28 protein-coding genes and 1 pseudogene are annotated in these 23,347 nt (G+C 42.8%); 18 read left to right on the plus strand and 11 right to left on the minus strand.

Annotated features, from left to right (window positions below):
- Nucleotides 1-19: 19 nt before the first annotated feature.
- Genes NBH01_RS14155 through NBH01_RS14165 form a run of 3 tightly spaced genes read left to right on the plus strand, consistent with a single transcriptional unit; the run spans nt 20 to nt 2,597 of the window.
- Nucleotides 20-673 (plus strand): lysophospholipid acyltransferase family protein, encoded by a 654-nt coding sequence (locus NBH01_RS14155; protein WP_234120573.1) that lies wholly within the window; start codon nt 20-22, stop codon nt 671-673.
- Nucleotides 674-678: 5 nt separating this feature from the next.
- The gene (locus tag NBH01_RS14160; RefSeq protein ID WP_234141628.1) at nt 679-1,251 is read left to right on the plus strand and encodes an RNA polymerase sigma factor; all 573 of its coding nucleotides are present in this window, start codon (nt 679-681) and stop codon (nt 1,249-1,251) included.
- Complete coding sequence (locus NBH01_RS14165; protein ID WP_250700162.1) at nt 1,248-2,597, plus strand: energy transducer TonB; 1,350 nt, start codon at nt 1,248-1,250, stop codon at nt 2,595-2,597. Before NBH01_RS14160 ends, NBH01_RS14165 begins: the two co-directional genes overlap by 4 nt.
- A gap of 247 nt (nt 2,598-2,844) precedes the next feature.
- On the opposite strand, the gene NBH01_RS14170 is transcribed toward NBH01_RS14165, so the two are convergent.
- From NBH01_RS14170 to NBH01_RS14200, 7 genes are all read right to left on the minus strand, one after another.
- Nucleotides 2,845-4,017: a DUF418 domain-containing protein gene (locus tag NBH01_RS14170; protein WP_234141626.1), complete on the minus strand. Its 1,173-nt coding sequence runs from the start codon at nt 4,015-4,017 to the stop codon at nt 2,845-2,847.
- Between the two features lie 80 nt (nt 4,018-4,097).
- Nucleotides 4,098-4,970 (minus strand): pyridoxamine kinase, encoded by an 873-nt coding sequence (locus NBH01_RS14175; protein ID WP_130041226.1) that lies wholly within the window; start codon nt 4,968-4,970, stop codon nt 4,098-4,100.
- Between the two features lie 277 nt (nt 4,971-5,247).
- The gene (locus NBH01_RS14180; RefSeq protein WP_130041360.1) at nt 5,248-5,829 is read right to left on the minus strand and encodes a LutC/YkgG family protein; all 582 of its coding nucleotides are present in this window, start codon (nt 5,827-5,829) and stop codon (nt 5,248-5,250) included.
- Nucleotides 5,826-7,211 (minus strand): lactate utilization protein B, encoded by a 1,386-nt coding sequence (locus NBH01_RS14185; RefSeq protein ID WP_008764614.1) that lies wholly within the window; start codon nt 7,209-7,211, stop codon nt 5,826-5,828. Before NBH01_RS14185 ends, NBH01_RS14180 begins: the two co-directional genes overlap by 4 nt.
- A complete protein-coding gene (locus NBH01_RS14190; RefSeq protein ID WP_016268288.1) occupies nt 7,208-7,948 on the minus strand; it encodes a (Fe-S)-binding protein in 741 nt (246 codons plus the stop codon). Before NBH01_RS14190 ends, NBH01_RS14185 begins: the two co-directional genes overlap by 4 nt.
- A 56-nt stretch (nt 7,949-8,004) precedes the next feature.
- Complete coding sequence (locus NBH01_RS14195; RefSeq protein ID WP_130041359.1) at nt 8,005-8,550, minus strand: 7-carboxy-7-deazaguanine synthase QueE; 546 nt, start codon at nt 8,548-8,550, stop codon at nt 8,005-8,007.
- Between the two features lie 29 nt (nt 8,551-8,579).
- Nucleotides 8,580-8,954 carry a 6-pyruvoyl trahydropterin synthase family protein gene (locus NBH01_RS14200; protein WP_008760111.1) on the minus strand — a complete coding sequence of 125 codons (375 nt, stop codon included), beginning with the start codon at nt 8,952-8,954 and terminating at the stop codon, nt 8,580-8,582.
- Nucleotides 8,955-9,082: 128 nt separating this feature from the next.
- Here NBH01_RS14200 and NBH01_RS14205 point away from each other — a divergent pair, with 128 nt between their 5' ends.
- Nucleotides 9,083-9,442, plus strand: a complete 360-nt coding sequence (locus NBH01_RS14205; RefSeq protein WP_008764611.1) for a YbaN family protein — start codon at nt 9,083-9,085, stop codon at nt 9,440-9,442.
- On the opposite strand, the gene NBH01_RS14210 is transcribed toward NBH01_RS14205, so the two are convergent.
- The gene (locus NBH01_RS14210; protein WP_008764610.1) at nt 9,412-9,978 is read right to left on the minus strand and encodes a 5'-methylthioadenosine/S-adenosylhomocysteine nucleosidase family protein; all 567 of its coding nucleotides are present in this window, start codon (nt 9,976-9,978) and stop codon (nt 9,412-9,414) included. The genes NBH01_RS14205 and NBH01_RS14210 overlap by 31 nt on opposite strands.
- A 307-nt stretch (nt 9,979-10,285) precedes the next feature.
- Between NBH01_RS14210 and NBH01_RS14215 the strand changes: the two genes are divergently transcribed.
- From NBH01_RS14215 to NBH01_RS14230, 4 genes are read left to right on the plus strand one after another with little or no spacing between them, the layout of a single operon-like run.
- Nucleotides 10,286-11,353 carry a disaccharide 3-dehydrogenase gene (locus NBH01_RS14215; RefSeq protein ID WP_008764608.1) on the plus strand — a complete coding sequence of 356 codons (1,068 nt, stop codon included), beginning with the start codon at nt 10,286-10,288 and terminating at the stop codon, nt 11,351-11,353.
- Between the two features lie 57 nt (nt 11,354-11,410).
- Complete coding sequence (locus NBH01_RS14220) at nt 11,411-12,886, plus strand: glycoside 3-dehydrogenase (RefSeq protein ID WP_234150555.1); 1,476 nt, start codon at nt 11,411-11,413, stop codon at nt 12,884-12,886.
- 37 nt (nt 12,887-12,923) lie between these two features.
- Nucleotides 12,924-13,796, plus strand: a complete 873-nt coding sequence (locus tag NBH01_RS14225; RefSeq protein WP_250700163.1) for a 3-keto-disaccharide hydrolase — start codon at nt 12,924-12,926, stop codon at nt 13,794-13,796.
- An 11-nt stretch (nt 13,797-13,807) separates the two neighbouring features.
- Nucleotides 13,808-14,683 (plus strand): sugar phosphate isomerase/epimerase family protein, encoded by an 876-nt coding sequence (locus NBH01_RS14230; RefSeq protein ID WP_008764604.1) that lies wholly within the window; start codon nt 13,808-13,810, stop codon nt 14,681-14,683.
- Nucleotides 14,684-14,968: 285 nt separating this feature from the next.
- Here NBH01_RS14230 and NBH01_RS14235 read toward each other — a convergent pair whose 3' ends face one another.
- Nucleotides 14,969-15,349 carry a DUF5640 domain-containing protein gene (locus tag NBH01_RS14235; RefSeq protein WP_130041607.1) on the minus strand — a complete coding sequence of 127 codons (381 nt, stop codon included), beginning with the start codon at nt 15,347-15,349 and terminating at the stop codon, nt 14,969-14,971.
- Nucleotides 15,350-16,120: 771 nt separating this feature from the next.
- On the opposite strand from NBH01_RS14235, the gene NBH01_RS14240 reads away from it, so the two are divergent.
- Nucleotides 16,121-16,807, plus strand: coding sequence for a DUF4468 domain-containing protein (locus NBH01_RS14240; RefSeq protein ID WP_130041608.1), 687 nt, complete (start codon nt 16,121-16,123; stop codon nt 16,805-16,807).
- A gap of 372 nt (nt 16,808-17,179) precedes the next feature.
- On the opposite strand, the gene NBH01_RS14245 is transcribed toward NBH01_RS14240, so the two are convergent.
- Complete coding sequence (locus NBH01_RS14245) at nt 17,180-17,533, minus strand: hypothetical protein (protein ID WP_050775572.1); 354 nt, start codon at nt 17,531-17,533, stop codon at nt 17,180-17,182.
- Between the two features lie 71 nt (nt 17,534-17,604).
- On the opposite strand from NBH01_RS14245, the pseudogene NBH01_RS14250 reads away from it, so the two are divergent.
- The 4 genes and pseudogenes from NBH01_RS14250 (at nt 17,605) to NBH01_RS14260 (ending at nt 18,694) form a co-directional block, all read left to right on the plus strand.
- Nucleotides 17,605-17,907: pseudogene (locus tag NBH01_RS14250) on the plus strand (hypothetical protein).
- 23 nt (nt 17,908-17,930) lie between these two features.
- Nucleotides 17,931-18,062: a hypothetical protein gene (locus NBH01_RS26580; protein WP_004323451.1), complete on the plus strand. Its 132-nt coding sequence runs from the start codon at nt 17,931-17,933 to the stop codon at nt 18,060-18,062.
- A 27-nt stretch (nt 18,063-18,089) separates the two neighbouring features.
- Complete coding sequence (locus NBH01_RS14255; protein WP_004323450.1) at nt 18,090-18,419, plus strand: hypothetical protein; 330 nt, start codon at nt 18,090-18,092, stop codon at nt 18,417-18,419.
- Between the two features lie 14 nt (nt 18,420-18,433).
- Nucleotides 18,434-18,694 (plus strand): DUF8466 domain-containing protein, encoded by a 261-nt coding sequence (locus NBH01_RS14260; RefSeq protein WP_004308737.1) that lies wholly within the window; start codon nt 18,434-18,436, stop codon nt 18,692-18,694.
- Here the strand turns inward: NBH01_RS14260 and NBH01_RS14265 are convergent.
- Complete coding sequence (locus NBH01_RS14265) at nt 18,688-18,960, minus strand: hypothetical protein (protein WP_004323449.1); 273 nt, start codon at nt 18,958-18,960, stop codon at nt 18,688-18,690. The genes NBH01_RS14260 and NBH01_RS14265 overlap by 7 nt on opposite strands.
- A gap of 430 nt (nt 18,961-19,390) precedes the next feature.
- Here NBH01_RS14265 and NBH01_RS14270 point away from each other — a divergent pair, with 430 nt between their 5' ends.
- The 5 genes from NBH01_RS14270 (at nt 19,391) to NBH01_RS14290 (ending at nt 23,230) form a co-directional block, all read left to right on the plus strand.
- Entirely contained in the window at nt 19,391-19,771 is a 381-nt protein-coding gene (locus NBH01_RS14270) for a single-stranded DNA-binding protein (RefSeq protein WP_009017557.1), read from the plus strand.
- 487 nt (nt 19,772-20,258) lie between these two features.
- Nucleotides 20,259-20,786, plus strand: coding sequence for a hypothetical protein (locus NBH01_RS14275; RefSeq protein ID WP_004308734.1), 528 nt, complete (start codon nt 20,259-20,261; stop codon nt 20,784-20,786).
- 465 nt (nt 20,787-21,251) lie between these two features.
- Nucleotides 21,252-21,566 (plus strand): hypothetical protein, encoded by a 315-nt coding sequence (locus NBH01_RS14280; RefSeq protein ID WP_004308733.1) that lies wholly within the window; start codon nt 21,252-21,254, stop codon nt 21,564-21,566.
- A gap of 418 nt (nt 21,567-21,984) precedes the next feature.
- A complete protein-coding gene (locus NBH01_RS14285) occupies nt 21,985-22,485 on the plus strand; it encodes a DUF4313 domain-containing protein (protein ID WP_007218096.1) in 501 nt (166 codons plus the stop codon).
- Between the two features lie 490 nt (nt 22,486-22,975).
- Nucleotides 22,976-23,230 (plus strand): LPD11 domain-containing protein, encoded by a 255-nt coding sequence (locus NBH01_RS14290; protein ID WP_004323443.1) that lies wholly within the window; start codon nt 22,976-22,978, stop codon nt 23,228-23,230.
- Nucleotides 23,231-23,347: the final 117 nt, after the last annotated feature.

The following is a 23,347-nucleotide window of genomic DNA, read 5'->3' on the forward strand; positions in this document are numbered from 1 at the left end:
TACTATGAAAAAAAGATTCATGCAGTCTGCCATGATGCAGATACTATATAAAGGTATATTCCGGTGGTTTCTGAAACTGATCGTAGGAGTCCAGTTCCCCGATACCCGATTCCTCCAAAAGGAAGGACAATTCATCATCCTTGCCAATCACAACAGCCATCTGGATACACTCAGCCTGCTTTCTTCCCTACCCGGCAACCTTTTGTGGAAAGTAAAACCCGTAGCCGCGGAAGATTACTTCGGAAGAACCCGGTTTCAGGCCGCTTTCAGCAATTACTTCATCAACACCCTTCTCATCAGAAGAAAAGGAGAAAAGGACTCGGAGCACGACCCACTCCGGAAAATGCTCGATGCCATCGATGAAGGATACTCGCTGATTCTTTTTCCCGAAGGTACAAGAGGGAAACCCGAACAAATGGGAAAAATAAAGTCCGGCATAGCCCGTATCTTGTCTCTGCGACCGGAACTGAAATATATACCGGTTTTCATGACCGGCATGGGACGTTCACTCCCCAAGGGAGAATTAATCTTATTGCCTTACAAGGCATCCATCTTTTACGGAACGCCTGCCGTAGCCGGAAGCACAGACGTTCATGAGATTCTAAAACAGATAACGGATGATTTTGAGATGATGAAAGATAAATATCAGGTAGTAACAGAAGACGACGAATAGAGAAAGTGCTGTTCAATGTACGAAACATATCGAAGCTATCGGACGAGGAACTACTGACCCATTATATAAAGTCCGGGGATACGGAATATTTCGGTGAACTATACAACCGTTATATCCCGCTGACGTACGGACTTTGCCTGAAATATCTGCAAGATGAAGACCAAGCGCAGGAAGCGGTGATGCAGATGTTTGAAGACCTGTTACCTAAAATCATCAATTATGAAATAAAAGCATTCAAGCCGTGGCTCTATCGGGTGGCGAAGAACCATTGCCTGCAACTGTTACGAAAGGAAAACAAAGAAATTCCGCTGGATTATACCATTAATATTATGGAATCCGACGAATTTCTGCATCTATTAAGTGAAGAGGAAAGTTCGGAAGAGCAGCTGAAAGCATTGCATCACTGTCTGGAAAAGCTGCCCGAAGAACAAAGGACGAGCATTACACGTTTCTTCCTGGAAGAAATGTCGTATGCAGATATTGTCGAACAAACCGGATTTACTCTGAATAACGTGAAAAGCTATATCCAGAACGGAAAGCGAAACTTAAAAAATTGTATTAAGAAACAAGCCCTATGAAACTATTGGACTACATACGAGGACTCCGCAAAGGGAAAGAGGCACATCGACTGGAAAAAGAGTCGATGAAAGACCCTTTTCTGGCTGACGCGATGGATGGGTACCACCAAGTAGAAGGGGACCACGAAGAACAGATTAATAAATTGCGGATGAAGGTAAACGCCCATTCGGCAAAGAAAAGAAATACGTATGCCGTCACCTGGAGCATTGCCGCCTGCCTGATTATAGGAATCGGAATCAGCAGTTACTTCCTGTTTCTGAAACAGAACGTTGGAGAGGATGTGTTTATAGCTAAAGAGCAGCCCTCTGCCACTGCAACTGTTCCTGCTCACAAAGAAGACACTTCCCTATCCGCTCCAAAGATGGAACCGGATTCCGGTCGCCCTTCTGCCACAAAGGAAACGGTCGAAAAAGATATAATCGCCAAGACAAGGCAGGATTCTCCATCCCAAAGTACACCTTCGGGGGCTCCTTCCGCAACGGTTCCTAAAGCAGTGGCTTCTAAAGCAGCGACTCCCCAAGCAACGCCTGCCGGAACTCCGATAATGGAAGAAATGGTTGCTCCGGCAGAAGAGCTGGAAGAAGCGGCTATCACAACGGTTACAGATACTTCTTTCCTGGATACCAACAGGAAAAAGATGAAAGCAGCTCAATTGACCACCCAAATGAACAACATGATCAAAGGGAAAGTGACGGACGACAAAGGAGAACCACTCATCGGAGCTAACGTCACTTATAAAGGAGCAACTTATGGAGCGATAACGGATATCAACGGAGAATTCTCCTTGCCCAAAAAGGAAGGTAATGAAATATTAACTGCACATTATATTGGCTATAATCCGGTTAGTATACCGGCAGACACCAGTAAGAATATGCTTATAGCCATGAGTGAAAATAAAACAACACTGGATGAAGTCGTAGTAACAGGATATGGCGCACAGAAAAAGGTAGCTGTGACGGGAGCCATTTCTACCGTATCCATCAAAGATTTGAAAAAAGCTTCGGGTACATTACAGAAATCAGATACATTAAAAGACGCTGTTATCTCCCAAAAGGCCGATAGTTTACAGGGTCCTGTCGTTCCGGAACCCGTGACAGGAATGAAGCAATATAAAAAGTATCTGAAAAAGAATCTGGCATACCCTGCGGACGACGCTTGCGCAGAAGTCAAAGGCAAAGTTACCTTGACTTTCTTTGTTAACAAAGAAGGGCGTCCCTTCGACATTAAAGTCAAGGAAAGTCTTTGCAAGTCTCTGGATAAGGAGGCCATACGCCTGATTCAAGAAGGTCCGGACTGGACTTACGGAAACCAATCGGCAGAAATCACAGTGAAATTCCACAAGTAATGTGGCCGGCAGAGTTCTTATGAGAGCTGACTTTTTATGAATTAGCTTTCTTATGAATGATGAATACAACAAGAATTATACTCACTTTAATAAGAAAAAGTTCTCAAGCCCATGAGAAAAGATTCTCATAGGCTTGAGAATTATTTCTCATCGCAATGAGTATTTTTTCTCATAGCCTTGAGAATTTTTTCTCATTGCGATGAGAATGGTTTGAGAATAATAAGCGCCTGTCAGTCGTTATAAGATTCTAAATCCAAGTTCCTTTACGCCACAGGAATTCCAACGGTCCTTGTTTATGACGGGCAAGCCACCAGCGGCTGAATATCAACTGAATAGTGAAGATAAGCAATGCAATCAGCAGGCTTCCCGTTACTCCTGCATACTTGTACATTGACAGTCCGAATCCGTAATAGATGGTTACTCCCATGATTGACTGAGAAATATAGTTTGTCAGACTCATGCGGCCGTAAGGAATCAGCAGACTTTGCCAGCTATATCCTGTATCCTTCTTAAACCAAAGCAAGGTAAAGACAGAAACAAGAATGACCATAAAAGCAAAGTTGGCATAAGACGGAACAGCAATCTTATACGGAACCATTATAGATGGGTTTGTAATCAAAGCGGGTATAAAAGTTTTCAAGCAATAGAGAGGAATAAATGCAAGGATAGCACCTGTCAGCATCTTCTTCCAGAAACGCAGGGACTCTTCGCTTTTCATAAAATACTTCCGGCGTCCTAAAAGCATTCCGAACATGAATAAAGCTGCCGTCTGGAACAGGCGACCGTTTTCTACTTGCCAGATATTGCTATACATCTGTCCGTCAGTGATATTGGAACGGAGTACTTCAAAGAAACTGCCATTGGATGTCACTTCCTGAGCAAGTTTATAATAAGGAATAAAATGCCCTGTTGACGGTACATACTCCGGATTGATCATTGCATAGATGGCACGCCCCCATTCATAAGGTTGCAAAAGTAAGATGGCAGCAATCCAAAAGACCGTCTTATCTTTGAGCTTGCAAACAGGAATCAAGGCAAAGCCGACTACTGCATAAAGCAAAAGAATATCCCCGTTGTAGAACAAGGCATGTAACTGTGCAAACAGGAAAAGCAGGCACATCCGCCACGCAAATCGTCCACGGAAATCTGTTCCGCGCTTTTCCGCATTATGAAACTGGATATAGAAACTAAATCCGAACAACAAAGAGAACGTAGCGTATGCCTTCCCTGCAAACAGGAAGAACATGGTATCCCACGCATACTTATCTATGGTCTGCAACCATGCCGGCAACGTATAATCCAGCGGTAAAAACAGATTATAGTGTTCAAGGTTGTGCAACAATACAATAGCCAGCAGGGCAAATCCGCGCAGAGCATCTACTACTCCAAGCCGTTCAGTCGTTTTAAGTGTTTGAGTCATCAGATATGTTTATTCATGATTACTAATTAGGCAGTAAAAATAGTAGAAATATCTGAAGTACAAAAGTTTATAAATATTAATTATATCAACTCATAGCTTGCCATTTGTATCGGCATATCCAGATTATGAAGCACTTTTTCCAGCAAAATACCTTCCCGGTTGTCATACTCATAGCCAAAGGTTGCCCGAATCCCTTGCAGAATAAACTGGGTAGCACGATCCAACGCCATCGGAAGACTGTCTCCCTGCATCAAGGAGCCGGTGATCACACTTGTGAATGTATCCCCTGTACCCGGATAGTGGGCAGGCAGATAAGGGCAAGTCACTTTCCAGTAGCGATTTCCCTGACGATTGTAGGCATATACGGAAGTCTTATGAGGCTCATCGTGCACCGGAACACTGGTGATAATAACCACCTGCGGACCTTTGTCGGACAGGAGACGGAGATATTCTTTCAGTTCCTCATCCGTACTATCCGCTTTATACGGTTCGTCCAGCAAATAAAACAGTTCTGTCAGATTCGGTGTGATCACATCCGCTTTGGTTATCAGATGACGCATTTCTTTCACCATCTCCATATCAAAGTTGGTATAAAGCCGGCCGTTATCACCCAGCACCGGATCGGCTACTATCAGACTATCCGGCTGACGGAAATCCTTGATGAAATCGGAAACAATCTGAATCTGCCTCGGGGAACCCAGATAACCGGTATAAATAGCGTCAAACTGAACTTCCAGCTTCTTCCATTCGGCTATGATCTTCGGCATTTCATCCGTCAGGTCCAGAAAGGAGAAGTCGGGATACTGCGTATGGTTGGACAATACCGCCGTAGGAAGCGGACAAACCTGAAAACCCATAGAAGATAAGATAGGAATAACGACTGTCAGAGAAACACGTCCCATCCCCGAAAGGTCATGAACGGCAGCTATCTTCTTTACTTTATTTGCATACATACTGTTTTTATTATTTAGACGATTATAGTGAGACTGATTAAAAAGTCGATAGTATCCACATTCTCCTCCTTCGGGAAGGAGGAGTACCCGTAGGGGGAGGTGGTAGGTAAGCATATAACATATTCATTATTATTAATTTATGTATTCGCCTACCACCTCGGTCTTCGACCACTCCTCCTTCCAGAAGGAGGAGAATATGGATACTACCGACTTTTTAATCTGCCCCTAAGCTTCTATTGTTTTAAATCCAAATTTATTTTAGAGTAATAAAGCGGAGTTACGTCAATATGACCAAAACCTCCCGTGCTCCATGCGCTCCCATGACCAATGCCTGTTCGATGTCCGCCGTCTTTGACGGGCCGGAAATAAAGGTACCGAACTGATATTCCTGTCCGTCCAGTTTGCGATAAGCATCGTACATGGTATCCACAATCTTATTCCGGTCGATCAGAATCACCAGTTTCTCCGAAATAAAATAAATCGCTTTATACTTCACGGTTTGCGGTATCCAGACAGCGCCGTTCTCCGCTACTCCGATCTCTCCCCGAATAACGGAGACCTCAGTACCGTCCAGTTCTTTCGGGTCGTTCACCATATCCGGATTGAAAGTTGCGCAAGATATATCCGGCAATACGGAAGCGATGCGCATCGCATCCGGATACGTCCGGCGAATGACGGCATTCACATCTTCGCCTTCACCCAATACCACTGCCGTACCGCCTACCGCACGGCTGATAGCGCAAAATTGCTCCATTTTGTCCGGATACGTCAAACGTTTCATATCTGCTATATCCGGTTTTTCGTAGCGTGTCTGCGTATGCTTGCGGATGCTCGCCAATATTTCTTCTCTGCTGCTCATTTTGATTCCTCCTTTCCCTGTACCTCGTTTTTCTTCCACATTTCGTTGAATGACTCTTTGGCAAATTCCGGCAGTTCGCGTCCTTTGCCCCAATCGTCAAAGTCATTGTATTTCATAAAGCGTGGCAGGCCGTTTACCATCGGAGCCGCCCATAAAGCCGCATTGAACAATGCAGGACGCTCCATCAGGAACTTCATGCCACCGGACATTATCTTCTTTCCGGTATTCGCCTTTCCCAATCCGTCAAGGTCTTGACGCCACTTGTAAATCTGTTCTGCCAAATCCACTTTTACCGGACAGACATCAGAACAGGACATACACAAGGAGCAGGCGGAAAGATTATCATAATACTTCTCCGGATCATGAGCCATCCCCAGATTGATACCGATAGGGCCGGGTATAAAGTAAGTGTAGGAGTATCCCCCACTCCGGCGATAGACCGGACAGGTATTCATACAGGCACCGCAACGGATACAGTTTAATGTCTTGATATGGTCGGGCTTGGAAAGGATCGTACTCCGGCCGTTATCCACAATAATAATATGATATTCGCCACCTTCACGCGGACGGCGGTAATGAGAAGTATAGGTAGTCACCGGCTGTCCGGTTGCCGAACGTGCCAGCAGACGGGTGAACACACCCAGCGCATCCAGATCCGGCACGATCTTCTCCATGCCGAAAGCGGCTATATTCAACTTCGGATAAGAAGTACCCATATCGGCATTCCCTTCATTGGTGCAGACTACAATGTCTCCGGTAGAGGCTACGGCAAAGTTGGCACCCGTCATGGCGGCTTCCGCATTCAAAAAGAGGTGGCGCAGATTCTTGCGTGCGGCATGAGTAAGGTAGGTCGGGTCGAAGTTTCCTTTTTCCGTCCCCATCTCCTTTTCAAACAGTTCTCCCACTTGCTCCCGTTTGATGTGGATAGCAGGAAGAACGATATGGCTCGGTTCGAGATGCATCAATTGCAGAATACGCTCGCCCAAGTCGGACTCTACCACGTCTATTCCGCGTTCCATCAAGAAGGGATTCAACCCGCACTCTTCGGCAAGCATCGACTTGCTCTTGATGAAATGATGTACATTATGCTCATTCAGTATTTCGTACACAATGGCACAATATTCGTCCGCATCTTTTGCCCAGTGCACAATCGCTCCGTTGGCAGTGGCGTTCTTTTCAAACTCCTGCAAGAGTTCTTCGAGGTGGCTGTTGGAATACAGTTTCAGTTCACAGGCCTTGTTGCGAAGCTCTTCCCATTCGGGAACTTCCTTGCTCATCTTGTCCCTTTTGGCTCGGACCATCCAAAGGGTTTCGTTATGCCATGCTGCCATCTTGCTGTCCTGCAAGAACTTTTCGGCAGCCTTTGAATGTTTGGTACTCATGATTGCGACGCTAAAATTTCGACAATGTGGATAATTTGAATCGGCAGATGCTCCCGTTTGATCACACCTTGCATGTGCATCAGGCAGGAACTGTCCGCTCCGACAATGTATTCGGCTCCGGTAGCCATGTGGTCTTTCACCTTGTCACGCCCCATGCAGACGGACACCGCCTGCTCTTCTACGGCAAACATACCGCCAAACCCGCAACATTCGTCTATATGGCTGGGCTCGAAAACTTCGATGCCTTCGACCATATCGAGCAGATCACGCAATTTGTTGTAATAAGGGATATTTAACTCGCTGGGAGCGGAAATCAAGAGTTCACGCACACCGTGGCAACTGTTGTGGATGCTGACTTTATGCGGGAAGCGTGCGGGTATCTTCGTCGGTTTAAGTACATCATGGATAAACTCGCAGATATCATAAATCTTCCCCGCACTCCGACAGACATGCCCTTCTTTTTCAAGGATACCGGGATGATTCTCTTTCACAAATGCCACACAACTGGCGGAAGGGCCGACAATGTAATCGTACTCCCGGAACAGATCGTCAAAACGGAGCGCCAGCTTCATCGATTCATCTTCAAAACCGGCATTCGCCATCGGTTGTCCGCAACAGGTCTGATCCAACGGATAATCGACATCTACTCCTAAACTTTTCAATAGTTTATACGATGCTACCCCCACATTGGGATAGATAGCATTGATATAACAAGGAATAAATAAACCTACTTTCATAATTATATTACGTAAAATTTAGATGCATCCTCTGCTACTACATCCGTTTTATCAGCTTACCGGATGTCAATTAGTTTGTGCGTTTGCAGGCTTAGTCTCCATTTAGGATGTCGCATTACACAGTCCACTGTCAAAGCAGTGTTATTACAAGAACAAGGCTGGAGGAAAAAATGTTCAGCGGGAAGCAGTTCATAAATACTTATATCTTGCCCTTCGTAGACAACTTTCACTTCATTCATCCGGGTAATCCCTAATTTGACACCCTGCTTGGGCGAACAGGTCACCCAGTCGATGGACTCCGGCAGCGGTCGCGTGCCGTTGGTTTCGATACAAACGTATTTGCCCGCTTCGTGCAGACGGTCGATCAGCGCGTCGTCTATCCAGAGCGAAGGTTCTCCCCCTGTGAGGATGACGGTAACGGCGGGATATTTACTGACTTCGGCTATGATTTCGTCGTCAGTCATCAAGGTGCCTGCTTCGTGTTGTGTGTCGCAAAAACTGCATTTCAGGTTGCATCCGGAAAAGCGGATGAAGACTGCCGGAGTACCTGTGTGGTAGCCTTCACCCTGTAGACTATAAAAGATTTCATTAATCTTTCTCATCATTCGAGCTGTTCTAAAATTTCTATTGTCTATTCTGTCTCTCCTGCTGCCGGAGTTTTCTCGTTTGCCGCAGCATCTTTCTCGTAGATGACGATGTTTCCTTCGGACTCCTGCACTTCTACTTTATAGCATTGCGGAATCTGCTTGCAAACCCATCGGGCAATGTTTTCTGCTGTCGGATTGAATGGAAGTACTTCATTCAGATTCTGATGGTCCAGTTTCTCCGTGACCACTTCTTTGATTCGGGTGAAATCCACCACCATTCCTTCGGAGTTGAGCCGTGAGGAACGGCAATAGACAGTGATAATCCAGTTGTGACCGTGTAGACTGGCGCATTTACTGCGATACGGAAGTACCAGCTTGTGAGAAGCTGATATCTCCATGCGTTTGATTACTGTAAACATGGCTGTATATATTTAATATAGTTACAAGCATCTAATGTCACCTCGATGCAAGGACAAAGGTAATATAAAAAGAGCTTTCATCCAGCAAACCCGATTATTTTTTCCTGTTTTTACACTATCTTTGCCGAATGAAAACTCTTTATATTGTTTTAGGAAGCATATCTCTCGGACTCGGCATTCTCGGCATCTTTCTGCCGTTACTGCCCACTACCCCTTTTCTGTTACTGACCGCCGCACTTTATTTCAAAGGGTCGCCACGATTATATAACTGGTTGCTGAATCACCGGCACTTCGGTCCATACATCCGCAATTTCCGGGAAAACAAGGCAATACCGCTCCGCGCCAAGATTATCTCCCTTGTGCTGATGTGGGGAACGATGCTCTATTGCATCTTCTTCCTGATTCCGTTCCTATGGGTGAAAATTCTTCTGGGACTTATAGCGGCAGGAGTCACCTATCATATTCTTTCTTTCAAGACATTGAAATAGTTCGAAAGCCCCTGACGGGCGTCGGCAAGTTTGTCCTCCCAATGTTTCACGGAGTTTTGTCCGATAATGTCGGTCACGTACTTCACGGAGATAAAAGGAATCTCTTTGGAACGGCAGACGAAGGCTTGCGCATACGCTTCCATGTCGACGACATCTCCGCTTACGTGAGTCAGTTCCGTCAGGAAACCATCTCCCGTATTACAGATTCCCTCTTCCGTCCAATGCTTGCAGAAGCCTTTTGTTTCGAGCAAAGCGGAAGAATCTATTTCGCATTCCATACCTAGTCCGGCAAGTTTCTGCATATCGCGGTCTATAAATTTGCGGCAGACAAAGATATCCCCTACCTGATGATTGACTGTTCCGGCACTTCCGAGATTCAAAACGAGATCGGGCTGCACCTGGCGGATCGCTTCTGCCAGATGAAAGGCGGACTTCACTTTTCCAATCCCCGTACGGATGTAATAAGGCTCTACATCGGGCCACTTTATCTCTACAAATTCGCCTTGAACGGCATACGTTACTAATATTTTCAGCATAAGTTTTCTGTATAAATAGACATTATCAGATGCAAAAATAAGCATTTATACTCGAAATGGTCAGAGATTGTTCTAAAATGATCAGTTTTTAATGATGGTTGCTTTCGGCGTTCGCTAACTTTGTCGAATTCAACAGTTATCAACTGTTAGGACATATTTTTAAAGAAAGCGGTAACGAAAACACACTATTCTTTTCGGCTTTTTAGTGGTTTGTCGAAAGATGATCGTCTTATTAATACTACTATATAAGCTGATGCCTCACAAGGCAAAATATATAATGGGATAAAGAAACTAAAAAAGATATACGATGAAAATTAAAGTTGGTCTTATTGGATTCGGTCGAATGGGACGATTTTATTTGAAAGAGATGCAGAAAAGCGGAAGATGGGATGTCGCATACATTTGCGACATCAATCCCGACTGCCGCGAACTGGCAAAGCAATTGTCGCCCGAATCGAAAATACTCGAAAATGAACAGGAAATGTTCGATGATGAAAGTGTGCAGGTGGTCGGACTCTTTGCATTGGCAGACTCAAGGCTTGACCGGATTGAAAAGGCTATCAAATACGGGAAACATATCATCTCTGAGAAACCGGTATCAGACACCATAGACAAAGAATGGAAAGTAGTGGACATCACCGAGAAAGCCAGTTGTTTTTCTACCGTCAATTTGTATCTCCGCAACGCCTGGTATCATCAGACTATCAAACAGTTTATCGATCAGGGCGAGATCGGCGAACTTGCCATTCTGCGAATCTGCCACATGACTCCGGGTCTCGCACCGGGCGAAGGTCACGAATATGAAGGCCCCGCCTTCCATGACTGCGGAATGCATTATGTAGACATTGCACGCTGGTATGCCGGATGCGAATACAAGACATGGCATGCGCAGGGCGTCAATATGTGGAGTTATAAAGATCCTTGGTGGGTACAGTGTCACGGGACATTCCAGAACGGCGTTGTTTTTGATATCACTCAGGGGTTTGTGTACGGACAATTGTCCAAAGATCAGACTCATAACTCATACGTGGACATCATCGGTACCAAAGGTATCGCCCGAATGACACATGACTTCAAGACAGCTGTAGTCGATCTGCGTGGAGTAACGCAGACACATCATATAGAGAAGCCGTTCGGTGGAAAAAACATCGATGTGCTGTGCGACTTATTCGCCGACTCCATAGAGACCGGAATCAGAAATCCCCAACTGCCGCTCATACGCGATTCAGCCATCGCATCGGAATATGCGTGGACCTTTTTGCACGATGCCTATACACATGATTTGCCTGCTATCGGTGAACTGGAGACACTTGAGCAAATATGGGAAAGAAGAAGAAATATGAAAAATGGATACGGATTACTTCAAAAGCCATGATAAATATTCAATAAAATAAGAAACTGAAATCAATTATTAACTCTTAAAAATAAAACCATGTCAGACTTTTCAAGAAGAAAATTTCTTAAAACGGGGGCTGCTGCTTTAGCAGGAATCACCATTGCTCCCAGCTCTATCTTAGGTATGAGCCACGGACACGTTTCCCCAACCGACAAACTGAACCTCGCAGCCGTAGGTATCGGCGGTATGGGACATGCCAACATCAACAACGTGAAGGGCACCGAAAACATTGTAGCCCTTTGTGACGTAGACTGGAAATATGCCAAAGGCGTATTCGATGAATTCCCGAATGCGAAGAAATACTGGGATTACCGCAAGATGTACGATGAAATGGGCAAATCCATTGACGGCGTAATCATTGCTACTGCCGACCATACTCATGCTATTATCACAGCGGATGCCATGACAATGGGCAAGCACGTGTATTGCCAGAAACCGTTAACCCACTCCGTTTACGAATCCCGTTTGCTGACCAAGCTCGCAGCCTCTACCGGAGTAGTTACTCAAATGGGTAACCAGGGAGCATCGGGCGAAGGTACCGACCTGGTTTGCGAATGGATCTGGAATGGAGAAATCGGTGAAGTAACCAAAGTGGAATGCGCCACCGACCGTCCTATCTGGCCGCAAGGACTGAATGCACCCGAAAAGGCGGACCGCATCCCCAACACACTGAACTGGGATCTTTTCACCGGACCTGCCAAACTGAACCCGTACAACAACGTTTATCATCCCTGGAACTGGCGCGGATGGTGGGATTACGGTACAGGTGCACTGGGTGATATGGCCTGTCATATTCTGCACCAGCCGTTCAGAGCTCTGAAGCTGGGTTATCCTACCAAGGTGGAAGGTTCTTCTACTCTATTACTGAGTGCCTGCGCTCCTCAGGCCCAACACGTGAAGATGATTTTCCCCGCCCGCGACAATATGCCGAAAGTTGCCTTGCCGGAAGTTGAGGTACATTGGTATGACGGCGGCATGATGCCGGAACGTCCGAAAGGTTTCCCGGAAGGAAAACAACTGATGGGCCCCGGTGGTGGTCTGACTATTTTCCACGGAACAAAAGATACATTGATTTGCGGTTGCTACGGAGAACAACCTTTCTTGTTGTCAGGCCGTGTGCCCAATGCACCGAAAGTATGCCGCCGTGTTACTTGTTCTCATGAAATGGACTGGGTACGCGCTTGTAAGGAAGACAAATCCAACCGTATAATGCCGAAAGCGGATTTCTCCGAATCGGGACCGATGAATGAAATGGTGGTAATGGGTGTATTGGCTATCCGTCTGCAAGGCTTGAACAAGACACTGGAATGGGACGGCGCTAATATGTGCTTCACCAATATCGGTGATAACGAAACACTCAGAACCTGCATCAAGGACGGATTTACAATTCATGATGGTCACCCGTCATTCAATAAGACATGGACAGATCCGATCAATGCGAAACAATTCGCAGCCGAACTGGTGAAACATAACTATCGCGAAGGATGGAATTTGCCTGATATGCCACGATAAGAGGAAATTAAAGATCAAAAAAATAAATTGATATTATATGAAAAAAGTATTTTACCCATTAGCTTGTTGTCTTGCAGCGGGAGTTTTAGTTTCCTGCAGCGGTCAGAAGAAATCCGGGAGTGCTCAGGAAGAGCAATCGGCAAACGAAGTAGCAGTATCATATTCAAAATCATTAAAAGCGGCAGAGATGGATAGCTTGCAATTACCGGTAGATGCGGATGGTTACATCACTATCTTTGACGGCAAAACATTTAATGGATGGCGTGGTTATGGCAAGGACAGAGTTCCTTCCAAATGGACTATCGAAGACGGTTGCATCAAGTTCAACGGTTCCGGTGGCGGTGAAGCGCAGGATGGTGATGGCGGAGACCTGATCTTTGCTCACAAATTCAAAAACTTCGAACTGGAAATGGAATGGAAAGTTTCCAAAGGCGGTAACTCCGGTATCTTCTATTTAGCTCAGGAAGTGACTTCTAAAGATAAGGACGGCAACGACGTGCTCGAACCTATTTATATTTCCGCACCTGAATATCAGGTATTGGACAATGACAATCATCCGGATGCTAAATTGGGGAAAGATAATAACCGTCAGTCGGCTTCTTTATATGACATGATTCCGGCAGTTCCTCAGAATGCGAAACCTTTCGGTGAATGGAACAAGGCTAAGATCATGGTTTATAAAGGTACGGTTGTTCACGGACAGAATGACGAGAATGTACTCGAATATCACTTGTGGACCAAACAATGGACTGACCTTTTGCAGGCCAGCAAGTTCAGTCAGGACAAATGGCCGTTGGCTTTCGAACTGCTGAATAATTGCGGTGGTGAAAACCACGAAGGATTTATCGGAATGCAGGATCACGGTGATGACGTATGGTTCCGCAATATCCGCGTGAAGGTTCTTGACTAATACATCATATTATGAAAACGAACTATTTATTAGTGCTGTTCGCATTGCTGCTGGCAATTCCGCAGGCAGCAGATGCGAAAAAGAAGAAAGACATTGCCATACAACTCTATTCGGTCAGAGACATCATAAATAATGGAACCGACCTCAACGTAGTTTTGAAGAATCTGGCGCAAATGGGATACACCAGCATCGAAGCCGCCAATTATGATAATGGCAAGTTCTATGGCAAAACTCCGGAAGAGTTTAAGAATGCTGTCGAAAAGGCCGGTATGAAAGTACTGTCTTCACATTGTTCCAGAGGATTGTCGGACAAGGAAGTGGCTTCCGGAGATTTCTCCGAGTCACTGAAATGGTGGGATCAAAGCATTGCCGCCCATAAAGCAGCAGGCATGAAATACATCGTAAATCCGGGAATCGGTGTTCCTAAAACAATGAAAGAGATGAAGATGTATTGCGACTATTTCAATGAAATAGGCAAAAGATGTCAACAGAACGGTATGAAATTCGGATATCATAATCATGCGCATGAATTTCAGAAAGTAGAAAATCAAGCGGTTATGTTGGACTATATGATTGAGAATACCAATCCTGAGTATGTCTTTTTTCAGATGGATGTATATTGGATAGTCAGAGGGCAGCACAGTCCTGTAGACTATTTCAACAAGTATCCGGGACGTTTCACCGTGCTTCATATCAAAGATGACAAAGAAATCGGAGATAGTGGTATGGTCGGATTCGATGCTATCTTCAGAAATGCAAAGGTTGCCGGCGTAAAGCATATTGTTGCTGAAATAGAAGGGTACAGTTGTCCTGTAGAGGAAAGTGTCAAGAAGAGTCTGGACTATTTGCTGGATGCTCCTTTTGTAAAGGCGTCTTATAGTAAATAGAAGTAAATACAGAAAAAGGAAACAGTAGGTTCACGCTTTATTGCTTGAGTCTACTGTTTTTTCTTGGTATTGCCCGGCTATTATTCTGAAAGATATGCGAAGTATTTATATACCAGATCATCGATGGCACTATAAAAGAAAACTCCTTCTAATCATTAAAATACAAGGCAACTAACTCACAACGAACTAGTTGCCCCTTTTCGATTCTTAAAACAGAGTTACTACATAAAATTCCCTATACATCTAGTTGGGATAGATCTTGTTAAACGTTAGGAAAGCCTATCTTTATTCTACCCTCTTGTAAGTTCCATCTTCAGAACCGTTCTTTATCTTTAATATATCTTTTGAAAATAAACACTCCCATACTTTTTTCTGTCCTTTGAGCTTATTTCCATCATCAGAATAGGTAATTTCAATATTTATATTATCACCTGAGATTTCATACGTAAATAAATAGTTAGTTAAAAAGCTAGCTCCGTTAAGAAGCGCATAATACCCGGTTCCATCATTCTCAAATTTTAAGTATTTGTGAGTTCCTTCCGTACCCGTTGACCATGTTCCTACCAAGTGTTTCGAATCTAAGTCCATCCAATCATCATCATCAGAAGAACATCCCCCCAATACTATTGGACACAATAAAATCATAAAAAAAAGAAGCTTTTTCATTACGTATAGATATTTAATTTGTTTGTTCGGCAAAGGTAGGAATAATATTAATGTCATGCCAATTGTCTTTCAAGCAATAACATATGACATATCAAGTATTAACATCTCACTTCTCAAGTATTAACTCTTGATATATCAGGTATTAATACTCGACAACTCAAGTATTAATACCTGATATATAGTTTCACATAGAAAAGAGCACAAGCTATAATATCCATTTAATACATGAAAATTATCAGAGAATCTTTTGGCATTCAATATATTCTACCTACCTTTGCAGCATTAATTAACATTAATGCTTTGCCTGCAAAGCGGCAAAACAAACATAAGGAAATATTAACGGGAAATATACATTGTGGGACAAATAGATAGTGGGAAATGCTATTTGCCTATATAAACTTAATATAAACATGACTAAAGTAAAAAGAAATTCCGCTTAATTTCTAAGCAATGAGATTATTATACACCTACCTCAATGATCGTTATCTCCATACTTATTAGATCAATTAAACATATTCAAAAAATTCAATCAAAGATTTAAAACCAAATCTTTGGTAATAAACCTGCAAAACAAACTTTTAATAAACATATAAAAATGAAGAAAATCATCTTACAAAGCAATCAGCGTAAACTATGATTATAGAGGAAAAAATGAAAAGAAGGTCTTTCAAACTTCTATGCAAGACCAAGGATTGTATGTATATCAAAACTGGTAATCAGAATTAATATTAACTTTTTTCTTAGAATCTAAGAAAAACAAACAACTATTGTATGAAAAGAATTATTTTGAGTGCTCTAATTGGATTAATGGCAATTAGTGCAAGCGCACAACTTATGCGCAGTGAAGAACTGGAAAAGTACGCTAAAGAAAAATTTGGCGACAAATGGGTAGATGCGGCAGCAAACATAGGTTCGCAACTTGCACTGGACAAAAACAACTCTCTGACATATACCCAGGTTATCGAGTGTGGAGAACAAATCAAAGAAAAATTGTATGTTACTCTTAACCATTGGTTTGTAGAATCTTTTAATGACGCAAACTCTGTCATTCAACTTAATGACAAAGAAGAAGGAGTTATTATCGGCAAAGGTTACCTTTCTGATATTGCAGGACACTTAGGCGGAATGAACGCATATAATGTCAGCGTTCACCCTATTATTAAAGTGGACATCAAAGATAAAAAAATTCGTGTGACCTATACCGTACAATGTTTTGAGGTGGAGAAAGCTGTAGGAGGCGGTGTCATGTCTGCTCTTTCCAACACCAGACCTTCCATATCCACAGAAAAATGGCCGCTTGAAACCTGTTACCCTTTCATTGAGAAGGATGAACATAAAGCGAAAAAGACTTCTTCAAAAGCATTAGTAATGACTCATGCATATTCTAATGTAATTATGGATAAGATTGAGGAGGCTGTAAAAAATGGTCTTGCCGGCAATGAATCTGATAATTGGTAATATTCTTAACCTTCTTTAAAATATACACTTAAATATTTTATAATCAATATGTTATAAGAAAGGTGATTTTAATGAAGAAACAAATAAGGAACAAAAATAGGAATTAAAGTGATTTCTCATTTTTCTATTTGCACTCTGTTTCTTTCTTTTCGTTTGTTTGCTTTCAGAGTGCATTCCGAGCAATTTTATCTGCTCTCATCATTCGAAGAATTTGCTCCTAACTTTAACTAACAAATTATTTGCAGCTCATAAAGAGAATACAAATTATTATCTCTTGAAGTTGTATTGCTTGTAGCAAAGATAATCTTTTTTGTACAGGCAGCCAAAAATGCCTGCCTATATTTAGTTTAATTTAGTTTAGCATATATAAGGCTAACAAACTAAACCAAACTGGATTTTCATGTTACTTTTTGTGATTTTCCCATTGTACCCATACAGCCAAAAGAGAAGATAAGCTCTTGCCTCTTTTCTCTTTTCGCTGCGATACTCTTTTACTTCATAGCTACCTTTTACACACATCCGTACCGAGCAAACTCCCACATGCTCGCATATCAACTTTCGGTCTGCCTGATGGGAATTGTGTCGCAAAGGTATTTGCCATGTCTTTATTGTATGCAAGGTTGTAACCTGAAGTTTCACTACAAAATCTCCACGCTCCGCTTCGCAGAGGTAGTATTTTGTAGTGAAACCCTGCATACATAGCCATGCCACCTGTTGAAGCGACATAATTTCAATCAAGCCCGAAAGTAAGTGAAATGCTACAGGAGGGAAAGTAACAAACTTAAAACTTGGTATTTATGGCAAATTATGCAACCAACATTTTCCACGCAAGAACGGAAAATAAAACAGACCTCGACAAAATAGAGGCTTTCTTGGATGACACTTTCAGCGAATTTACCAATCGATATGGTGATAGTGTAGATGCATAATTTTCCTCTCGTTGGGTGTATCCAGAAGAAGAAATCAAAAAATTGGTAGAATCGTTGGAGGACAAAGATAAAGTCTATATCAAGATTCTAACCTATGAATTTGAAGACGAGTACGTGAGCTTTAGAATATTCTCTCAGGGAGAATGGAAGGTCAAATTAGTAACTGAATGAGTAGAAGAAGATAAAGTAAAATTATGGTCTATCCTACACTTTGCTTATTCTATAAGAGACACACGGATGGAACGATTGTCGGTGATTTCGACAACAAAATCACTGTTCGTTTCATCTGTGGCAAAGAGAGAGTATTAAATACTGTGATGAAGTAATTTTTACAATTTTACAACATAGAAACCATGACACAGATAGCAATGAAATTCGTCCAATGGGATGTGCCCGAATTGGAAAAACTGAAAGATAGCAAGGTTTACAAATTACGGGAACGTCTTGATAATGGCGACAAGTTGAGTCGGGAAGAAAAGAACTGGCTCACCCGCAATGTGAAAGAGTGCTGCCATTTCAAAAGAGGTATCGCTTTAATGGGCTACCGTTTTGACTTCTCCGATGTTCTCAAACGGTATTTCGTGAAACAACACGGACATATTGCTGAATATTATGCCATTGACAAAACCGCACTACGTTCTGTCCTATATGGTCGAATTGAAGATATAATCGAAGTACAATAAAAATCAAAAGAAGCATGAAAGTAACAATTGAACACAGCTTTTGCCCCTATTGTGACGAGGTAACTGAACTTTATTTCCGAATCATTAACACGATTCTTTTTTCTGGCAATGAGGCGGAATTGCGTGAAAGCATGAGACAGTTGGAGAAAAAAACTCCACTTGATGAATATTTCACATACGGTTACGGTGCACGACACCTTTGGGTTTGCCAGCGACGTCCCAGCGACAAAACCAAAATATTCGAGCATCGTATTATGATGGTTGAATTTCAATGACACCTTGGACAAATATCATCGACTGGCTGGAATGGAATCACCCATTTCAGCCTTACTTCCATTTTCCTTTTATAACTTTTTCTTTTGGCTGCGCCACTCCCTTTTGTAGAAACCAGCCATTCGCACAAAGCGAATTGGAAACCACTTTGTGAAAAGTCTGGTTCTTCCTGCCGTTTTTCCTTCCAGTTCCATTTTTTTTCGATGCGGATATCACTATCCTCCAAGGATGGGCTACCTACGCTTCTGTCCACTCTTGGCTGACACATTCCTTATGCAGTGGCCTTTTTCTGATTGGATGGTATTCTGTTTGTTACAGTCTCAATTCAAGCCAGGCATGTCTCGCTTTGGCTTTGCTATTCTTCACTGACTTTCGGACGGATGTCTCGCCTTTGTGCCGACATTTGGATTTGCTCTTTTTCCTTATCATTACCGGTTTACTTGTTTCCCATTTTCCATAATCGCTTTTTATCGAAGCAATCATCATTTTTCCTCTGCAAAGATAGTATGCCGACGGGAACGACATGGTTGTCTTGACCAATGGCGTAGCCGCTTCAATCTTCCTTTATCGAGCCTTCGATTTTACCTGTGGCTAAAAATAAAGCGTATTGACGCGCTATCCTTGGTGCATCCCTTAAACGACATCTACTTTTTAGGCAGTGTAAAAATTGATTTAATAACTTCTAAAAGCAATTCAACATGAAAAAGATTGAAAACAATTTCACAGTAACCGGATTCTTAGGTAAAGACGCTGAAATCCGAGAGTTCACCAACAGCAGTGTCGCACGTTTCCCATTGGCCGTAAGCCGTCAGGAAAGGAATGCCGAGGAAACCAACCGCATTTCAGCCTTTATGAATATTGAGGCTTGGCGTAAAAACGAGAATACTGGGTCATTCAACCAACTGACCAAAGGTACGATGCTCACCATTGAAGGCTACTTTAAGCCTGAAGAGTGGACCGACAAGGTCGGTGTGAAGCACAATCGTGTTGTTATGGTGGCTGTCAAGTTTTATCCTCCTATCGAAAAGGAGGATGTTCCTGAAAAGCCGGTAAAGCCCGTGAAAAAAGGCAAAAAATAATTCTTGCCTTATCATGAACAAAGCGATCTTTTGGTCGCTTTTGTTTTGCTCATGACCGGATTAATACGCATCATACTTTTATAAGTGACTGTTGCGATGCCAAGCTCCAAATGAAATCTTCACCCGGTAATACTGTTATACTTAGCTCCACTTGATGAACAGGCAGATTACGATTTTCAATAGAAAAAAGAAGACTCTCTCAATTCCATACCTCTGAGCAGCTTTCCAGTCCCTCTTATAACCATATTTCTTCCCAAAAGTGAGGTTACGTCCGCCGTCCATTAATTTTACAGTGCGAAGTTAAGTCGGACGTGAACCTGCAAGGCGCGTTTCATTTGCAGTCAATGCCGTTCAAATGAAATCCTTCGGATTCCGCTTCCTCCTTGCATTGTTCCCTTCTTCCGCCTTGTGGTTTGCACGTAAAATCAAATCCCACCGGACGAGGTAAAAGCCTCTGAAGGGAAGGGAAAATAAAAAATTAGAATGTATGAAACAAATAATTTGGTCAAGTGATGCTCTATTGGATGAAACAGCAAGAGAGTATTATCAAAATTTCAAGCGAGAAGAACTGGACGATGATGCCTACAAGGTCAGCGATGAAGAGTGGTCGGACGAAGTGTATAATGAATTGGGGGATGAGCGGCAGAACCTAAACAAGGATGTCAATGGAGTCATTATTGCATTTGGAGATTTAGGATTGTGGAACGGACGCAAACAAGGCTATCAAATTTTGGGTGACAACATTGCCGGGATATTACAATCTACACAGTATGATGCAGAGTGGTACGGTGACGGCTACGATATACGAGGCCGTATGTCGCACCATGATGGCACGAATTATGTTTTGTACCGTGTCGCTGAAAATCGTGACGACGCAGAACGGATTGCCGCAAAAATCTACAACTATGAAATTGACGAGAATGGTTTTCGCCAAGTTACACGTTCCCTCCACCCCTATGTGGCCGCAGTGTATGGCTGGAAAACTCTACAGGACAACCTCGTTCAGGTAAAATAGCCTGTAACCTGTACTTAAACAAATGCCGTAACGCTTTCTCAAGAGGCTGTTACGGCACTTGTGTTTTATGCCGTATATATTCTGCATAAAATGTGGTGGGAAACTATTCCTTTTTACACATTTATGAATGTTCCCGCCCAACTGTTGTAGGTGGCCGCTTGCGCCAGTTTCCTTTTTTAGACTCCGGCCCTCCTTTATAGCCCCATCCAGCTACCCCCTATATTTCTATCCCGCAAGCCTGGTTATTTCCCTGCAAAATTCGATTGCCGGCTGTCCGTCCTGTCAAGGACCGCTGACACTTGCTGCTGTAAAATCTTCCTCTCCGAAATATCGAAGAGTGTATTTTCCGCATCCTCCTTGCCCGTTCTGGCCGCCAATCCCGTGGGCAGAAAAATAATCAACCTTTCGGTACAGGAAGTATCGAAGGGAAATAAATAAAATATTAATCTTAAAATTTGAGGCATTATGACATTCAGAGAATTTATGTTAGAGAACGGTTATGAATTGCAAACAACCTTTTGGAATGATTTTTCCATTGCTGACCGATTTGGTCTTTCGGCGATACAGGACACTTTCAACCGTGCTTTTAAGGAGTGGAAAGAGAACTACAAGTATCTCACGGAACTGGTTTTAGTGCTTAACCATAAGATATGGCAGTATTATGAAACAAGGCCGGAAATTGCGACATTGTATAATACCCTTTGGGCACAAGCCAGTCAATATGCAATGGAGTATCTGAAAGATGACGAGCTAAGCTATTATTATGATGTAACGGATTAAATGTCCCAGCTCCTCCCACAGGAACAAAAGAAAGCCGGCTTTTGTCGGCTGCTCTTTGTGGTCATTCCCTTTTTTATCACTCCGTTTTACCCTTGTATAAAACGAAATTATTTCGTTTCAGGCTGCTACCAGTCAGGACTTGTTTTTTCCTGTGCAAAGGTATTGCCACGGAAAAACATTCAAGTACCGCTACGCTATTTGAACACAATTTTTCAGTAGCTTTCCCGATTTTCAATCGCTCAAATGTCGTATACGCTCCATACCGCAACTGTAAAAATTCTGTCCAAATTCCTTGCCTGCTTTTCCTTAAAGGCAATCTTGAATGCACGTAAAAATCAAATCCCGACTGGAGAAGCCTAAAGGCTTCCGAAAAAAGGGAAAAAAAGAACATGATGTTTAATAGCTAAATTTTAAAAGTATGGAAATTCAATTTGTGATTGTTCGTTCAGAAAATGCAGAGTATTTGTGTCACAATGTAAATGGAACGTATGTGGATGTCAGCGACCCATCAACAGAATTTGTTTCTGGAGAGGATGATTTTCGCTTGGTAGAGCCGGACAGCTCCCTAACGCGGAAAGAATACGAGTTTCGTGGAGAACGCTTTTATCTCATGCCTCAATTTTATGGCAATGGCTGGTTAGCACTTACTTTGCAAAGTGTGGAAGATGAAACAGAGTATATCGTGCTATCCGTCAATTTGGAGAGCATGGATGCACTCGATTTGCCAGACCGTACATTTATTGATGTGAATCATTATCCGGATGCAATGGAGTTTCTGGAGACAAATAATTTAGCGACCTATTCAGGTTACAAGCGTAGAAGCGGATTTGTGGAATATCCAATGGCGGTATTGAATCTTCCTTTGCTTTATCAGCACGCCCCGCAGATTTTCCAAGAGGCGAATATCGAATGTTTTTAAATGGTTTTCTGAAAGTATGGTACTGATGACTACCAAAGAGATACCGTATCGGTTAAATCCTATCGGTATGGTATCTTCTTTTGCCCGAAGACAGGTGGCATCCCCCTTTTTTACAGATTGCTCCGTGCCCACTTTTTTAATTTCCTTGTTTCCCTTTTATAGCAGCGTAACTGCCTGCTTCTCTTTTACAGCCCTTATGTAATGAATGTTGATGTTTCCTGTCGTTATCCAGACTTTCGCCCGGTCTTGTTTTCGTGTGCAAAATTACGGCGAACGAACGCTATCCAAGTATCGCTACGCTATCCGAAATGAAATTTGACGTAATCTTCCTAAATCATAGATTTCGGTATTCATAAAATTTCATTTCCGATTCCTTGCACTGCGTTCCTGCTTCGTCGTTTGGGACGCACATGAAAAACAACCCTTCCGGCAAAGTCGAAAGACTTGAAAAAAGGGAAAATAAAAAACTTAATTAAAAACGAAAACGAGTATGACAATAGAAGAAGTATTACAGCACGATTTAAAATTCAGGTATATGTTATTGGGTCGTTTGCAAGCCGACTGTGAATATTATCTTGGCTTTGGAAACAAAAGTTCTCGTCGTTTGTGGGCTGGTTCTGAAAAGACACAAATTGAATACATGACGAAAATTCACGACAGCTTCCGAGAAAACGAAAAACCCGAATGGCTGACAATGGAGCAAATCAAAGAATACAGCAATGCTATGGGAGTAACACAAGAATAATTCAAAAAAAATACCGTAATGACCTTTAACGGAGGTGTTGCGGTATTACAGTATTACAAATAAGGGTCTGAGTTTGAGAACATACCCTCTTATAATTGAGAGGGTAATAATAATCCC

The sequence above is a fragment of the Bacteroides sp. B1-V-101 genome, assembly GCF_023656585.1.
Taxonomy (GTDB): domain Bacteria; phylum Bacteroidota; class Bacteroidia; order Bacteroidales; family Bacteroidaceae; genus Bacteroides; species Bacteroides thetaiotaomicron.

Bases quoted from the DNA above. Each gene is read 5' to 3' on its own strand.
- NBH01_RS14155 (WP_234120573.1), top strand. From the start codon at position 20: ATGCAGTCTGCCATGATGCAGATACTATATAAAGGTATATTCCGGTGG.
- NBH01_RS14165 (WP_250700162.1), top strand. From the start codon at position 1,248: ATGAAACTATTGGACTACATACGAGGACTCCGCAAAGGGAAAGAGGCA.
- NBH01_RS14170 (WP_234141626.1), bottom strand. From the start codon at position 4,017: ATGACTCAAACACTTAAAACGACTGAACGGCTTGGAGTAGTAGATGCT.
- NBH01_RS14175 (WP_130041226.1), bottom strand. From the start codon at position 4,970: ATGTATGCAAATAAAGTAAAGAAGATAGCTGCCGTTCATGACCTTTCG.
- NBH01_RS14180 (WP_130041360.1), bottom strand. From the start codon at position 5,829: ATGAGCAGCAGAGAAGAAATATTGGCGAGCATCCGCAAGCATACGCAG.
- NBH01_RS14185 (WP_008764614.1), bottom strand. From the start codon at position 7,211: ATGAGTACCAAACATTCAAAGGCTGCCGAAAAGTTCTTGCAGGACAGC.
- NBH01_RS14190 (WP_016268288.1), bottom strand. From the start codon at position 7,948: ATGAAAGTAGGTTTATTTATTCCTTGTTATATCAATGCTATCTATCCC.
- NBH01_RS14195 (WP_130041359.1), bottom strand. From the start codon at position 8,550: ATGAGAAAGATTAATGAAATCTTTTATAGTCTACAGGGTGAAGGCTAC.
- NBH01_RS14200 (WP_008760111.1), bottom strand. From the start codon at position 8,954: ATGTTTACAGTAATCAAACGCATGGAGATATCAGCTTCTCACAAGCTG.
- NBH01_RS14205 (WP_008764611.1), top strand. From the start codon at position 9,083: ATGAAAACTCTTTATATTGTTTTAGGAAGCATATCTCTCGGACTCGGC.
- NBH01_RS14210 (WP_008764610.1), bottom strand. From the start codon at position 9,978: ATGCTGAAAATATTAGTAACGTATGCCGTTCAAGGCGAATTTGTAGAG.
- NBH01_RS14215 (WP_008764608.1), top strand. From the start codon at position 10,286: ATGAAAATTAAAGTTGGTCTTATTGGATTCGGTCGAATGGGACGATTT.
- NBH01_RS14220 (WP_234150555.1), top strand. From the start codon at position 11,411: ATGTCAGACTTTTCAAGAAGAAAATTTCTTAAAACGGGGGCTGCTGCT.
- NBH01_RS14225 (WP_250700163.1), top strand. From the start codon at position 12,924: ATGAAAAAAGTATTTTACCCATTAGCTTGTTGTCTTGCAGCGGGAGTT.
- NBH01_RS14230 (WP_008764604.1), top strand. From the start codon at position 13,808: ATGAAAACGAACTATTTATTAGTGCTGTTCGCATTGCTGCTGGCAATT.
- NBH01_RS14235 (WP_130041607.1), bottom strand. From the start codon at position 15,349: ATGAAAAAGCTTCTTTTTTTTATGATTTTATTGTGTCCAATAGTATTG.
- NBH01_RS14240 (WP_130041608.1), top strand. From the start codon at position 16,121: ATGAAAAGAATTATTTTGAGTGCTCTAATTGGATTAATGGCAATTAGT.
- NBH01_RS14245 (WP_050775572.1), bottom strand. From the start codon at position 17,533: ATGTCGCTTCAACAGGTGGCATGGCTATGTATGCAGGGTTTCACTACA.
- NBH01_RS26580 (WP_004323451.1), top strand. From the start codon at position 17,931: ATGGTCTATCCTACACTTTGCTTATTCTATAAGAGACACACGGATGGA.
- NBH01_RS14255 (WP_004323450.1), top strand. From the start codon at position 18,090: ATGACACAGATAGCAATGAAATTCGTCCAATGGGATGTGCCCGAATTG.
- NBH01_RS14260 (WP_004308737.1), top strand. From the start codon at position 18,434: ATGAAAGTAACAATTGAACACAGCTTTTGCCCCTATTGTGACGAGGTA.
- NBH01_RS14265 (WP_004323449.1), bottom strand. From the start codon at position 18,960: ATGTGTCAGCCAAGAGTGGACAGAAGCGTAGGTAGCCCATCCTTGGAG.
- NBH01_RS14270 (WP_009017557.1), top strand. From the start codon at position 19,391: ATGAAAAAGATTGAAAACAATTTCACAGTAACCGGATTCTTAGGTAAA.
- NBH01_RS14275 (WP_004308734.1), top strand. From the start codon at position 20,259: ATGAAACAAATAATTTGGTCAAGTGATGCTCTATTGGATGAAACAGCA.
- NBH01_RS14280 (WP_004308733.1), top strand. From the start codon at position 21,252: ATGACATTCAGAGAATTTATGTTAGAGAACGGTTATGAATTGCAAACA.
- NBH01_RS14285 (WP_007218096.1), top strand. From the start codon at position 21,985: ATGGAAATTCAATTTGTGATTGTTCGTTCAGAAAATGCAGAGTATTTG.
- NBH01_RS14290 (WP_004323443.1), top strand. From the start codon at position 22,976: ATGACAATAGAAGAAGTATTACAGCACGATTTAAAATTCAGGTATATG.